The organism is Psychrobacter sp. PL19, assembly GCF_017875835.1.
Taxonomy (GTDB): Bacteria; Pseudomonadota; Gammaproteobacteria; order Pseudomonadales; family Moraxellaceae; genus Psychrobacter.
Map to the genome: position 1 here is coordinate 1588213 of NZ_JAGING010000001.1, position 15137 is coordinate 1603349.

The 15137-nt window shown below is 40.6% G+C and carries 11 protein-coding genes and 2 riboswitches; of the genes, 5 read left to right on the forward strand and 6 right to left on the reverse strand.

Annotated elements, in window-relative coordinates:
• Positions 1–142: 142 nt before the first annotated feature.
• The 3 genes from H4W00_RS06490 to gcvT all read right to left on the reverse strand — a co-directional run bounded on the left by H4W00_RS06490 (position 143) and on the right by gcvT (position 2960).
• The gene (locus H4W00_RS06490; RefSeq protein ID WP_209959012.1) at positions 143–865 is read right to left on the reverse strand and encodes a nitroreductase family protein; all 723 of its coding nucleotides are present in this window, start codon (positions 863–865) and stop codon (positions 143–145) included.
• Between the two features lie 362 nt (positions 866–1227).
• Positions 1228–1608, reverse strand: coding sequence for a glycine cleavage system protein GcvH (gene gcvH / locus H4W00_RS06495; RefSeq protein WP_209956769.1), 381 nt, complete (start codon positions 1606–1608; stop codon positions 1228–1230).
• Between the two features lie 176 nt (positions 1609–1784).
• Positions 1785–2960: a glycine cleavage system aminomethyltransferase GcvT gene (gene gcvT, locus H4W00_RS06500; RefSeq protein WP_209956770.1), complete on the reverse strand. Its 1176-nt coding sequence runs from the start codon at positions 2958–2960 to the stop codon at positions 1785–1787.
• A 160-nt stretch (positions 2961–3120) separates the two neighbouring features.
• A riboswitch (glycine riboswitch) is annotated at positions 3121–3318 on the reverse strand.
• Positions 3319–3361: 43 nt separating this feature from the next.
• Positions 3362–3498: riboswitch (glycine riboswitch) on the reverse strand.
• Between the two features lie 409 nt (positions 3499–3907).
• On the opposite strand from gcvT, the gene H4W00_RS06505 reads away from it, so the two are divergent.
• The 5 genes from H4W00_RS06505 (at position 3908) to H4W00_RS06525 (ending at position 9602) form a co-directional block, all read left to right on the forward strand.
• Positions 3908–4228, forward strand: a complete 321-nt coding sequence (locus H4W00_RS06505; RefSeq protein ID WP_209956771.1) for a YcgL domain-containing protein — start codon at positions 3908–3910, stop codon at positions 4226–4228.
• A gap of 216 nt (positions 4229–4444) precedes the next feature.
• Positions 4445–5185 carry a hypothetical protein gene (locus H4W00_RS06510; protein WP_334684896.1) on the forward strand — a complete coding sequence of 247 codons (741 nt, stop codon included), beginning with the start codon at positions 4445–4447 and terminating at the stop codon, positions 5183–5185.
• Between the two features lie 551 nt (positions 5186–5736).
• Complete coding sequence (locus H4W00_RS06515; protein ID WP_209956772.1) at positions 5737–6591, forward strand: AAA family ATPase; 855 nt, start codon at positions 5737–5739, stop codon at positions 6589–6591.
• A 134-nt stretch (positions 6592–6725) separates the two neighbouring features.
• Positions 6726–7958: a vWA domain-containing protein gene (locus H4W00_RS06520; protein WP_209956773.1), complete on the forward strand. Its 1233-nt coding sequence runs from the start codon at positions 6726–6728 to the stop codon at positions 7956–7958.
• Positions 7959–8402: 444 nt separating this feature from the next.
• Entirely contained in the window at positions 8403–9602 is a 1200-nt protein-coding gene (locus tag H4W00_RS06525) for a globin domain-containing protein (RefSeq protein WP_209956774.1), read from the forward strand.
• A 362-nt stretch (positions 9603–9964) separates the two neighbouring features.
• Here the strand turns inward: H4W00_RS06525 and H4W00_RS06530 are convergent, their stop codons facing one another.
• From H4W00_RS06530 to H4W00_RS06540, 3 genes are all read right to left on the reverse strand, one after another.
• The gene (locus H4W00_RS06530; RefSeq protein ID WP_209956775.1) at positions 9965–10786 is read right to left on the reverse strand and encodes a phosphodiester glycosidase family protein; all 822 of its coding nucleotides are present in this window, start codon (positions 10784–10786) and stop codon (positions 9965–9967) included.
• Positions 10787–10859: 73 nt separating this feature from the next.
• Positions 10860–12662, reverse strand: a complete 1803-nt coding sequence (locus H4W00_RS06535) for an FMN-binding glutamate synthase family protein (protein ID WP_209956776.1) — start codon at positions 12660–12662, stop codon at positions 10860–10862.
• 285 nt (positions 12663–12947) lie between these two features.
• Positions 12948–15077 carry a PHD finger domain-containing protein gene (locus H4W00_RS06540; protein WP_209956777.1) on the reverse strand — a complete coding sequence of 710 codons (2130 nt, stop codon included), beginning with the start codon at positions 15075–15077 and terminating at the stop codon, positions 12948–12950.
• Positions 15078–15137 lie beyond the last annotated feature (60 nt).

The following is a 15137-nucleotide window of genomic DNA, read 5'->3' on the forward strand; positions in this document are numbered from 1 at the left end:
CTTCTAGTAACCGCTTTATATTTGATTCACTACATAGTTAATAAATAGAGTGACTTTTAATAAATGAAATAATAAATGAAATAATAAATGAAAAATGGGCATGGTCGATTTAAATATAGGGGTTTAATTTGTTAAAAATAGTCTATACATGATGTACAAATTGCTGTTGGTCAAAGCGAAACTGTTCATGGTAAATACCTTTATCGGCACGTTCACCGGCACCAAGCATCATGACAATATGGTGCTCATCGGTTAAGCCTAATAATCGCTTCATCGCCGGCTCATCAAAGCCACCCATTGCACAACTATCGAACCCATGTGCCCGCAAGGCCAGTATTAGGTTTTCGGCGGCCAATGAGGTATTGTTAGTCGCCCAGTTTTTGACATCTTCAAAGGTATAATAAGGCGATTTGATTGGCCCTTTTACTCGTCTGATGGTTTGGATCGCACCCCATTTGGCCGCTGATACCACATTGACGGGTCCCCGCATAAAGTCCATGGCCACTACCTTAGTGTAGTAGTCTTTGACTTTTTTGGGTACTGGCGACATTGGGAATTCACGTAAAATCTGCTTAGAATGATCATACCAGGTGTCAGTGCGTGCCACGACTGCTATCAAGCGTGCTGAAGTTTTAGCAGCATTTTGATTCATACAGTTTTTGATGGCGAGCTTACGATTGTCAGCACTATCAATGACATAAAACTCCCAAGGCTGTAGGTTGCTAGAGTTGGGCGCTAGCATCGCTAAACGTAGACAGTCTGCGAGTACATCGTCAGGTATGGGGGTGTCGGTAAAACGTCGTACTGAACGGCGTGACTCCACAATTTCTCGAAACGCTTGTAGCTGGGGTGTATGGTTAGGCATCGCTATGTGAGTTGCTTTGTCTGTAGCCACAATAGCACTTTTCTGCTTGGAGGCCTGATGAGATGATGGTAGGTTATTGGCATCGACCGCATCGTTTTGGTTGACACTAGTATCGGCTGGTTTCATACGTGACTCCAGAGCAGGGTAGTAAGATAATGGGCGTAAAATAGATGACAACAACGAACTATAAATACTGTCGAGCGGTGTTCATTAAACACTATAAGCATAAATAATATGCCGGTGGTTGGATACTGGATATTGTTGAATAGTGGCAGATATCAACTGGCGTCAATATCTGCAATTTTGCAATAACTTATGCTGCTTATACTATTATTAGTAAGTCATAATACTAAAGAAGAGGACTATAGCTCGTTTTCATACTCTTCAGCACCCATTAGCGCTTCATAGTCTTCGATGTTATCAGGCTTCATTTTGAAGAACCAGCCTTCACCATATGGGTCTGAGTTAATGATTTCAGGGTCATCATCGAGGCTTTCGTTGACTGCAATAATTTCGCCTGAAATAGGGGCATAGATATCAGACGCCGCTTTTACAGATTCAACCACTGAGATTTCTTCATCAACAGTGATATTGGCACCAACTTCTGGTAACTCAACAAATACCACATCACCTAGTAAATCTTGAGCGTGGTCAGTGATACCAACAGTGATGGTACCGTCGTCTTCAAGGCGTAGCCACTCATGGCTGGCGATATATTTTAATTCTGCTGGGACATTACTCATAGTGTCTCTCCTAAATTATAGAGGCTGGTTAGTAGAAAATATTAAAACATCATAAAAGCCAATTATAGGCGGTGGTTAATCTAAGTCTCAATTGGAGGTACTAATTGGAGGTACTAATTAAAACCTTGATTAATCCACAACAAAATAGCACTAGTTAACCGTAGTTAACACTAAAATCAATCGAATTGCTGTTTACCGTTACGAACAAAAGGCAGTTTGAGGACACGGACATCGACAAATTTGCCTTTACCGCGTAAATCAATTTGCACATGGTCATCGTCTGATAAGCCAGCAGGTACACGCGCGATGGCAATAGAATTTTTAAGACTAGGAGAGAATGTACCGCTAGTAATCACGCCAGTTTGCTCATTATCAGTGCCTTGGTTGATGGTCACTGCCATGCCTTCACGTAGAACGCCACGAGTGGTCATTAATAGACCAACTTGTTTCATCGCAGTATTGTCATCTTTGGCTTGTTTGCGCTTATTAACTAGCGCGTCACGACCCACAAAGTCACGGTCATCTTTAAGGGCCAGCGTCCAACCCATGTTGCAGTCATAAGGACTGATAGTCTCGTCCATATCGTGGCCATACAAGTTCATGCCCGCTTCCATACGTAGCGTATCACGAGCGCCAAGACCGGCGGGCTTGATACCATTGGCTTTTAGTTGCTCAAAAAATGCCGGTGCATCATCGCCGTGCATGATAACCTCAACGCCATCTTCACCAGTATAACCGGTACGAGCGACAAACCAGTTTGAACCTTCGATATCAGTTAGGTCAGCGCCAACAAACGGCGTTAGTCCAGCAAGGGTATCGGCCCAACTTGGTTTGACTTGTGCCAGTTTTTCAACCGCATTTGGTCCCTGAACCGCAAGCATAGCAAGTTCTGTGCGCTCAGTTAGCTCAACGTCAAAGTCTTCAGCAACTTTTTCGAACTGTGCCATGTCTTTATCGTGAGTAGCCGCGTTTGATACGATACGGTATGCCGTTTCGTCGCTATTTGATAAGTAGACGATTAAATCATCGATGATGCCACCTTGCTCATTGAGCATAGGAGAATACAAGGCTTTGCCAACGATTTTTAGTTTGTTGACATCGTTGGCCAGCAGTTTTTGTAGCCACGCTTTACTGTCCGCGCCTTTAACATCGACAATGACCATGTGTGAGACATCAAACATACCGGCGTCACTACGTACTGCTTCATGTTCTTCGATTTGCGAGCCGTAATTAATAGGTAATTCCCAGCCAGAAAAATCCACCAGTTTGCCATCACTATCAACATGAGACTGGAAAAGAGGGGTGCGCTGAGGTGCTTGATCGTTAGTGTTTTGGGTATGAGTATCGGTCATAACAAATCCTTATGTTTACGCCATCAGTACTCAGTAAGTATGATATACGATGGTCGTTGTCAGTATGAAGAGTAAGCTTGCAAGGTGCAAATATTACGATAAAAGGTGGCACAAACAATAAAGCCGTGAGCAAAACAGACGCTGAACGTCAGTTTAAACAAAAGCCCTATCTGTCCTGTGACCTGAGATTTTCAACACGTTCCATACTTTATGCACACTCAATATGAGATGCATACTCAATATGAGTCAGCTTTAGTATAAGCTTAAAACTCATAAGCCTAAAGCATATGGTAACGCATTTTCTCCCCTTCGGTGGGTAAGGCGTCGTCCGTCCTTACCGCTCTCCAGATTTGTTATGCGATGATATGAGTTATTGCAGAAAGCAAATAAATATAGCAGGCATGTGTTTTTCAGTCCTTTTACCTGAGCGATTAGCAGGGTAGATGCGCCTTCGGTGGTCTCATAGCAAATAGTGACGGCTGAGCTGCGTACAATAAACGCGGCGTCTTGCTATAATACTCTCTCCTGAAAAACGCTTTTATTATGGAAGGTTCATCACCGTTTTACAAGTCATCAAATGGATTAAAATCGATAAAGTTAGCAAAATAGCATTATTTTATAGAGGTTAAGTACCGAAACGAAGAAGACGTAAGGGTTTACGTCTGGTTGTTGATTTATAAGACGTAGCAGTCAGCTCAGTTACGGAAGTCGGCTAAATGACCTAATGGGATAATAAACATAGAACAATAAGCACAGAATAATAAATTAGATTCACTATACTAAAGCATCTACTCAATACCGGATGCTGATACGTAAAGCGACTATTGATAATAAAGTAAATTATGCTAGGCTAGCACATCGTTATTCATAAGCGTTTTGATGGCCGTTTTAATGGTTACCTTAATCCGCATTTGGTTTTAATTTTTGAGGTTCGATAGGGTATTTTTATGCATTGCGATATTTATAAATTTACCAAGCGTGATGAACTGTATGTTTATATTGCGCGTCCTGACTATCCTGATGATACGGATGAGCTCAAGGACTGGCTAGGCGTATTGCCTAAAGATTTTCGCACTGGTTTAGGCGTCAGTAAGTTTGTGATGCATCTGGACTTGAGTGCCACACCAACACTTGCTCGTGTTGATAAAGAAGAGGTGCTGGCCAAGCTAATTTCGCAAGGGTATTTTGTACAAATGCCGCCACAAGATGTGATGATTCGCCAAGCAGAGCTGCGCGCTCGCGAGGCCCAAGATAACATTTACGACTAGCCGCTTGTTATGGAGTCTCCGTGGTCATCGATGTATTAATAATGACTACAGCTGGATCAAACAGCTGGATCAAATAGGGGCGGTATGAGCAGTCATAACGAGTCACAAGTACGCTACAAAGACTCTGCCGAAGATCTGCCGAAGAACGGGCATTACGCATTTTGGTATAAACTCGTGATAAACTAGCGACTTATAGACGTAGGTATGTAAACACGCATGGACTGGATAAAAAATCTTCTACAAATCTTACCATTAGAAACTATCAGTGACATTCTCGGCGAGATTGTCATTTGGTGGAGTCAGATGGTCAAAGACGTGCCACCCGCCGACCTACCGATGTATGCCTATCTGGGCGGCGCTATTATAGTATTGATACTCTGGGTACTGGTCGCACGAATGTTACCACGCCCGCTCGGTGGTATGAGTTGGATGGTATTATTTGCAGTTTTATTATCTCCTAGTACTGCGCTTGGTGACTCCAGTTTGCTTGCGCCAGCAAGTATCAGTGTTATCTATGCGATTATGATGAAGGATATTGCCACTGCTGTCACCAATGCGCTACCTATACTGGTAGTGCTAGTGGTAGGCTTATTCATCGGTTTTGTCTGGCAGCTTATACGTGGTGCTATTGAGTCGAGCTTAGCCAAAGCACGTCGGTACACTGCTGAAGACACTCAAGCAACTATGCAACTGGCGACGGGTAATTATCTAATAACAGATACTGATGAGCCGTTACTAGCCGTTGTTCCTACTACTGATATCAATCTACAAAAAGACAGTGAGCTACAAAAAAGCACTCTTATTAAAAAAGACAGCATCATTAAAAAAGACAGCACCGTTAAAAAAGACAGCATCATTAAAAAAGACAGCACCGTTAAAAAAGACAGTGCTAAGATACCGATGGTTAAAAAGCCTACAGTAATAGCTAATAATGATTTGATAGACAAAGAGCCATGATTTTTTACATAATGCTTTAGTTATTGTCATCAATATATCAGGAGCTGTTCTAGATAAGTGTAATGATCTAGGATAGCTTTATCAGAAAGAGCAGATTAACAGACACCGAAGCGTGTCTTTTTTTATGGCAGTTAATAACCATGGCAGTTAAAACTATAGTTATTAACTAGAGGTTATTAACTAGAGGCTATAGTTCAAATACCTTAAAAACGCTAGGGTACTGCTGATATAAGATTTTTGCAGCCTCTGTCTGCGTAGGCACAGCAAGCTAGAAAAACGTATGCCAGCAGTATGTTATGTCTCGATATTACTTTTCATTGACTATAGTTGTTAACCATAAGTCATTTTTTAATGAGTAATAATCAGGCATTGTCGTCAAAAACTGCGAACGTATGAGTACTTTGGCATTCAGGTCTGCTGTGCTAGTCTTAATCATTGCTTGCTTAATTTACTCATTATGAATGTTTTATAGCCATGCGCTTTATGTGATGCATCAAAGCTCTTTTGTAATGACACCCTTCAATATTAATAACAATGAATGAGATTTGATTATGACTACTGCTAAACCGAGCTTTACCGGTACCGAAAGCTATATTGCCACCGATGATTTACAATTGGCAGTCAATGCTGCGATAACCTTGCAAAAGCCGTTATTAATAAAAGGTGAGCCTGGCACAGGTAAGACTTTACTTGCTGAAGAAGTCGCTGCCAGCTTAGGTATGCCGCTGATCACCTGGCATATAAAGTCGACTACCAAGGCTGAGCAAGGCTTGTATGAATACGATGCTGTATCACGCTTACGAGATTCACAATTAGGCGATGATAAGGTTTATGAGATTGGTAATTATATTAAGCCAGGTAAGCTATGGGATGCCTTTACCAGCAAAGAGCGTAGTGTATTATTAATTGATGAGATTGATAAAGCGGATATCGAGTTTCCAAACGACTTGCTACACGAACTTGATAAAATGTCATTTTATGTCTATGAAACCGGCGAAACAATCACTGCCGAACAGCGTCCAGTAGTGATCATTACTTCGAATAATGAAAAAGAGCTACCGGATGCATTTTTGCGTCGCTGTTTTTTCCATTATATCGACTTCCCTGAAGAGCAAACCATGCGTCAAATTATTGACGTGCATTTCCCTAATATTCAAGAAAAATTGGTCAATGATGCGCTGGATGTTTTTTATAAACTGCGTAATATTCAAGGACTAAAAAAGCTGCCATCCACCTCAGAGCTAGTTGATTGGTTAACGCTGTTACTTGCTGATGATATGGCACAAGCAGAGCTGGAAGAAAATTTACGCGGCGAAAAATCTATCCCACCGCTATATGGTGCATTGCTTAAGAACGAAGCCGATGTTAATTTATTGCAGCGTTTTGCTAATATGATGCGCCGTTGATAGCTGGCTAAATCGTAATATAGCCACGATTTAAGTTAAGTCATTTAATTTAAGTAATAAAATTAAGTCATTCAAGTCGATGAATGCTAAATGCTAAGTCATAATCAAATTAGCCAATAAGTGATGCCTGCTTTATGTTTATTAAACTGTTCTATACCTTACGTACTTATGGAGTGCCCGTCAGCACGCGCGAACTGCTCGATCTAAATGCCGCGTTGGAACAGGGGCTGATGATGCAGCCACACCCTGATTATCCGGACGATCTGGAGTTACGCAAATTTGCCAGCCGTGAGGATATGTATCGCCTCATACGTCTATGTATGGTGAAAGATGAGCGTCACTTTGATAAATTTGATCGGGCAATGGCAGATTACTTTGAAGGTGTCGATAGTCTAGACACTGATGAGCTATTGGCAAAGCTGACTGACATTCCTAAAGAATGGTTAGATTTACAGCTTGATCCTAAGAACTTGACTGAAGAGCAGCGGCGCTTACTCAAAAAATATGGCTCGCTTGAAGAGCTGATGAAAGCACTAGAGGAACGCCTAAAAGAACAAAAAGAGCGTCATCAAGGCGGTAGTAAATGGGTCGGTACAGGTGGTACTTCGCCATTTGGTGCCTATGGTGATCATCCAGAAGGGGTGCGTGTCGGCGGTGAGTCACGTAAACGCAGCGCTGCTAAAGTTTGGGAACAGCGTAAATATCGTAATCTAGATGATGATCATTTACTTGGTACTCGTCAAATTCAGATGGCATTGCGTAATCTGCGCCAGTTTGCGCGCACAGGTAGTGCCGATGAGCTAGATATCCATGAAACCGTCAAGCAGACTGCCAGAAAAGGCGTGCTCGACATTCATATGCAAGCGGAACGTCGTAACCGGGTCAAAGTGCTGATGTTGTTTGATATCGGCGGTAGTATGGATATGCACATCGAGGCGCTAGAAAAGCTATTTTCTGCAGCTAAGAATGAGTTTAAGACCTTAGAATTCTTTTATTTCCATAACTGTTTGTATGATTACGTCTGGCAGGATAATGACCGTCGTCACAGCGCGCGCATACCAACCTATGAGCTATTAAATAAGTATGGCCGCGAATACCGAGTAATATTTGTAGGAGATGCTTCGATGTCACCTTACGAACTATTTACGGTGGGTGGTAGCGTTGAGTATATGAATAATGAAGCTGGGGTGGTCTGGTTAAAAAGGGTACTTGAGCATTTTGATAAAGTAGCATGGCTCAATCCCGAAAATCCCACCTATTGGTCATATACGCAAACCATTACTGAAATTAAAAAAACATTCGATAATCATATGTACCCTATGACCCTACATGGTGTCGAGGAAATGACTGCTTATTTAGCACGTTAACTTAAGCATTTGGCCTCATTTAATAAGCTTCTTAATGAAATATTAATTATAAAAAAGCAGTCGTTATGAAATCATAATGACTGCTTTTTTAGGCGCAATAAATCAGTTTTTACCACAACCTTAATTTTCTGGCTTATAGGACTATTCACTATTATCATTGCAGCTATTTAATACTTTATTCGTCACTATTAGATCCTTAGACAGAAAAATTAACAATAAAAATAATTAAACTGCTGATAGCGCATTGGTATAACTATCAAAACATGATAACATTCATTTTAAATGAATGTTATAGAAAGGCTTTGACTTATGAGCATTTGACTATTGTCTGCAGAGTCTAGTTGTTATTATCAATTTAAGGTCTTTAAGCTAGGCATTTAAACCTAAGTATTTAAACTTAAGCATCTAAACCTATCAATGTGATGACTCACTAAGAGAAATATAATGGCTACCGCTCAAACTCTAGAAATCGTAAAAGCAACTGTTCCCGTACTTGAAGAACATGGGAATGCTATTACCACCGTTTTTTATCAAAACATGTTCGTTGAACATCCGGAATTGTTAGATATATTTAATGAAACCAATCAAAAGCTAGGCCGCCAGCAGACAGCATTGGCGACGACCGTCTTAGCTGCTGCCAAGCATCTTGAGCATTTAGCGGTTCTGCTGCCACAAGTGACACAGATAAGTCATAAGCATCGCGCCTTACAAATCCTTCCAGAGCATTATCCTATCGTTGGCAAGCACTTGATTGGCGCTATAAAAGAAGTACTAGGAGAGGCGGCAAACGATGACATTATCAATGCTTGGACAGAAGCTTATGATGAGATTGCTAACGTCTTTATTCAAATTGAACATGGTATGTATGAAGAGGCAATGTGGGAAGGCTTTGCCGAGTTTAAAGTGGTTGAAAAGGTAGCGGCTGCTACTGACATTACCGCGTTTACGGTCGTACCTGTTAATGACAACTCACTAGATAGTAAACCCAGCATAGATCTAAATAAACTTAACTTAACCGCTGGTCAATATATCACTGTAAAAATTGATCCTAAAGACAGTGAGCATTTAGCGTTACGTCATTATTCTTTATATTCAGCGAATACTGATAAAGGTCTTCAGTTCGCTGTCAGACGTGACAATCGTAATGATTATCATGGTCTAGTGTCTAATTATTTACATGATCATCTACAAGTTGGCGAGACAGTATTATTATCAGCACCTGCTGGAGACTTTGCTTTAAACAAACAGCTAATGACCCAAAATGATATTCCGTTGGTACTAATAAGTGCTGGGGTCGGGGTGACGCCTATCTTGTCTATGCTAGAGGCGCAAGTGGCGACCAATCCTCAGCGACCTATCATTTGGGTTTATGCTTGTCAGAATAAAGATCATCATGCTTTTAATGAGCAGACTCATCAGCTGTTAGCGTTAGCAGAAAAAATTGAAAAACATATCTTTTATTTTGACGAAGGGCAAATACTAAATGAGGCGTGGCTGGCTACTCTACCAGAACCGGCAGATATTTATGTTTGCGGATCTATGCCATTCATGGAAAGCATGATCGATGGTTTGACCACGTTAAAGCACGGCATTGATACGGTTCATTATGAACCATTTGGCCCTAAAATGAGTCTTGGAAGCTAAAAGACTTTCAATATCAGAGTTATCACCGCTAATAAGCTAAAAGCGTTTGAGATGAGAGAATCACTCAAACGCTTTTTTAGTACATGTTAGTTAGGTTGATAGGAAAATGAGTATCGATATCAGTCATAATTTCAAAAATATTTTTGTGGATGTCATAAAAATAAGCTTCGAAAGTATATTGATATAGTGAATACTAAATAAAATAGATACAACGGCTAAAGTCACATGGCTGGCAAATTTTTCTCGCTTGCTGTGTAGCTTTGCCACTCCAGAGGCTTCGAAAAATTCCCACAGCCATGCTCGCTAAACCTCTTTTATAGTAGATCAACCCTAGCAAGAAGATAACCTAAGAGTAGGCCAGGTTATTTTTCTAAATCAACCACACCTATCATCACGCCCATCTCTTTTTTATCATGACGATCGATACTGGGTGCATATAAGGCTGAGGCAATACCGCCATCTAAAAATAGCGCGTTTGGACAATTGAGATTGTCTTTAAATAGGGCCGCAAATTGATAAAAGGTGACGGGCTGATCACTATTGACAAACTGTATACTGCCATCCGTACAGACACCTGCACCATTACGAAACTTCAGTGAGGTGCTATCAGGATTAAACTGTGGATGAATAGCATCATCGATGACCAGCATAGGTCCTGATTGAGTCGCAAACCAAGGCTTAGCGGTATCCTGCTGTAGCTGTTGTTGCAGCTCATGGCTTTCAGTGATTTGAATGTTACCTCTCTTATCCCACCACATTACGCCATTGGGCAGTAAATGAAAATTACCGCCACCTTCATTGAGGTTCAACGCGCGTATTTCTTCACCTTCAATAACCGTATAGCCAATTGGCGCATAGCGTTCATTGTACATGCCAGCGTTCATTGCGAAGGCAAGAGTTTGCGACGGTGGCAAGCTGGCCAATAGCTGATCAAAGGTCAGTAACGGTTGCGTACTTTTGGTCTGTTGCCAAAACAGCTGTAGTGAGTAGCGCCCGTTAATTAACGATTGCGCACCTATGCGACAAGCGCTATAAGCGAATGGTATCTTTTGCGTTTGACAGGACCATTCTGATGTTGATGCACTGCTAGTATCTGAGTCTGTGGGCTGGCAGGCGCTGATGCTCAATGCAACTAGCGCTACCGTTAGTAGAGAGTAAGGTGACGTAAAAATGGAGCTTGGCATCAATAACTTATCTTTTATTAGGTGGACAGAGTTTGTCTATTTTAATGACTCAATAGTGCCTAATGTGTATTATTTAGTCGCTTGTAGGTGGAAAGTCACGAAAAGTGTTGTTGACATTACCGATTAAACGCCCACCGTCAGTGATGTTGGCAAAACTTCCAAGACCTTGTTCCGCTGTCGCACTGGTTTCTTTGCCTTTATCACGCGAGTCTTTATTATAAGCAATTAGGGCATCATTATTGGCTAAAAAGCTATCAGAACTTGCCATCACCCACATTTGATTAAACACATCCGCACGGGCGCTATTATTAAGTAGTGCTCCCTTGTCGGCAAAATAAAAGAACTTGGATAAAAGTTTTATTTGTCCATCATCTAAACGGCGAGCAATATGATAAGGCTGCAGTTGACTGGGGTGTTGCAGACCAACCGCGCCAACAATACTTGCAAGAGACTTGAGGGTGTTTTTATGGAAGCTGGCGACACGATCCGCTTTGCTGGGCACATCGAGCGCCTTTTGACGATAAGGATCTTGGGTTGCAACGCCGGTAGGGCAGGTGTTGGTATGACAGGTACGCGATTGAATACAGCCGACCGCAAACATAAAGCCACGGGCAGAGTTACACCAATCTGCCCCCAAAGCTAACAGGCGGGCAATATCAAAACCTGATATGATCTTGCCACTAACCCCAAGCTTAATCTTGTCACGAATACCAGCACCGACTAAGGTGTTGTGTACCAATAAAAAGCCATCGACCATCGGCATACCGACGCTATCCATAAACTCAACAGGCGCAGCACCGGTACCGCCTTCTGCACCATCAATAACAATAAAATCAGGATAGTTATCGGCCTCAATCATGGCTTTTACAATCGCCATAAACTGCCAAGGTTGACCGATACACAATTTGAAACCGACTGGTTTACCTTCTGATAGTTCACGCAGCTGTTGCCAAAACGCGACTAGCTCACGCGGGGTGCTAAAGGCGGGGTGCGAGGAGGGGGAAACACAGTCTTGCCCCATCGGCACTTGGCGGGTATCAGCGATTTCTTGGGTTATTTTCCCGGCAGGCAGTACGCCACCTTGACCAGGTTTGGCCCCTTGTGACAGTTTGATTTCAATCATTTTTACTTGTGGGTCAACCGCTTTTTCAGCAAAGGACTGCGGGTCAAAATCACCCTTGTCATCACGGCAACCAAAATAACCTGTGCCCAGCTCCCAAATCAAGTCGCCGCCGAACTTACGATGATAAGGGCTGATTGCACCTTCACCAGTATCATGGGTAAAGCCGCCAATTTTTGCGCCTTGATTCAGCGCCATAATGGCATTAGCAGATAGACTGCCAAAGCTCATCGCTGAAATATTAAACACCGACATATCATGCGGCTGCTGACAACGCTCACCGCCAACAATAATACGAAAGTCTTTGTTTTTTATCGGTTCACTGATTGCTGATTGTAAAAACCACTCTTTACCATGAGCATACAAGTTGTCTAGGGTACCAAAAGCGTTGGTATCACTGACATTTTTGGCGCGCTGATAAACCAGTGCGCGCTGTTGACGTGAAAACGGCACTTGTTCTTTGTCATCTTCAAGTAAGTACTGACGAATCTCAGGGCGAAAGTCCTCAAGTACATAGCGAATATGACCAGCGACCGGGTAGTTGCTTAATATGGCATGCTTTGATTGCAGCAAGTCATAAATACCCAAACCTACTCCCAACCCGCCAATAATTATTAGCCACCAGTTAGTTAATAATAGCCCCGCTACCAACAGCAGTACAGCTGCGCCAAAAGTGCCATAACGCAGTAACATACCAGTCAGATAAGAAGAGTTATGTTTGGATTTGGGGTTCAGATCAGTACGAGATTCGGCCATAGCAACGCTCAACTATAAAACATAGATATTAAAAAACGCAGTAATTATTAATGATAGATAAAAGCGGCCTATCTCAACCATCAGTATTGATGACTCAGAATTCAGCCGGTTTTAATCTTAACTTATAATTGCCGCGCATGTTATACGTCTATGATATCACGGCTTAGGAATAATTGAGTAATGACATGCTCATGTTGGTATTATCACAGTAAATCTACTAAATTATTTCCGTATTTATAACTTCTCATCCAACAGCTTATCTGGTGCAAGGCTTTGTATAATAATCTAACTAAAATATGTTTCTTTACATCTATTAGTAAGTTCGTTTCTTATACGACCATCACTTTCATCTGTATCTTTTATTATAAGACCCATATCCCGAAGCTTACTAGTACGTTTTCCTACTAGTTGATGAGTAGTATCAATTAAAGCAGATATCTCACCTGCTCTCATCTTTTTCTCCTCATCGTTTATTGCACTTATAATTTCCAATTCAACAGGCTCTAACATTATTTCTTGATTAAGCTTTTCTACCTCTTCTTTAAAGTCGTCAGAAAGGTTCGTTATTTCACATAGTCCTTCTGAGCACGTAGGGCATTTCCACTTATACAATTCTAAACTCGGCCTTAAGTCCATAGGATGACAAGTCCCACAACTGTTGCATTTGATTGTAGAGTTTTTGGAAAGAAATTGATGAACTGCTCTTGTATATTCAAAGCACCTTTGTTGAAAATAATGTCTAAAATGTCTGCCTAAAGGATACCCCCAAGCCATGCGTTCACTTTCACATAGGCCTAGGAAAAATGCATATACAATAACATCGTTACCATTTTTATCTCTCATATTCTTATATCTTGATAAAAAAAAGTTAGATTCCAATGATGAAAATACATCTTCCAATTCAGGGCTTACAGTGAAATGGCTTGTTGGAGGAACTCCCTGTAATTCTGAAAAATAATTACCTCCAACTTCGTTACTAGTGATCTTTCTTCTAACGCTTATAGCTTCTTGAATAAGAGATTTCAAAAGTTCATTTTGGTTATGTCTATCTAACTTGTTTTCAAAAGGCTCAAGAGCATATCTATTAAATCTATCAAAATACTTTTTAATAGTACTTTCATAATATTTTTTCGAAGCTAATTTGATAGAAGCCGAGGTTATTTTCTGAGATTTGGATACTCGATCTAAGTACAACGTTTGCAGAAGATAGCCTATTATTCTAGGAACATTGAATGAAGCTTGGAAGATAGACTTCATTAACTCTGCTCGTTCTTCGTCAGTAGTAAAATCAAAGTAATCCTCTAACTCTACATCAAAAGCTTTGAATCTTGTCTCTAAAAGTCTGTAAGCATAATCAGAAGCTGACTTTTCCATCTCTTGGACTTCAGAAGCCTCGTATAAATCTGAAAAATCTAAACTTATTGTATCTGCTTTGCTAGGGTCGATTCTTCCATAATAGACCCTGCCAGGGTATGCGGCTACTTTTAGCTTTACTTTCTCATTACTTGAATTGTTCAATGGTGACAACACAACATCTACGAATAACCTCTGATCTATAAAGCTTAGCTCAGAAAAATCATCGAAAAAAACAACTAATCTTGACATTCCTGATTCAGAAATAAGAGTTTGAATATCTTCGATTATTTTATTAAAAGGAAATGATTTCAATACAATATCTGAATATTCATTATATATTTCATTATCGTCTAAAGTCTTATCAAAGTCAGTGTAAGAACTACTAGCCTCACCATTTAGTTCTATATTTGTCGGAGTAACTCTACCATTAGCTTTTACAGAACTGGTGCTTCCTTGAGAGTTTTCTTGTTGCTGTTTTATTCTTATTTGACGACTAATTTTTTGAAGTATAGGAATTTCGTGTTGTTCTAGTTTTGCACTTTTTACTTGTCTAGCTACTTCATTTAAGCTCAACATGAGTTCTTCATACTGATGCTTAATTCCTTTCCAACGTTCTAAGAGTGTTAGTTTACTACTGCTAACTTCGATTTCTTTCAAGAGTTCTGCAATAATTCGTCCGAGTATTGCTTTTCTTAATAAGTGAGAGCGGAATGTAATAAGAGATATGTTATAAGAACTTAAATTAGTAGAATCTGCTTCAGTAGCGTCTAATACATCAACGAGAGATTTAACATCTATATACACTGATATTATATCTTTTTCATTGCGCAACACTGATTGTGCTTTAGCGAATACCGTACTTTTACCAGTACCCTTCCTACCTATTAAAAAAGTTGTATTGCTAGATAATATTGAATTGAGTACTGCATTTCCAGGTAATGCATCAACATAAAGCTGATCTATAGGTTTAGCTCCTATATCTCTTTCAAAATCCTTAAGTTCAGCTCTTCTATATTGTCTTAACGATTCAGCAATTTTAGATAATTTTTCTACATCCATTTCTATTCTCCAATAATTGAGAGTGCCTAACTACCTTCATATGTCATCAGTACGCACAAG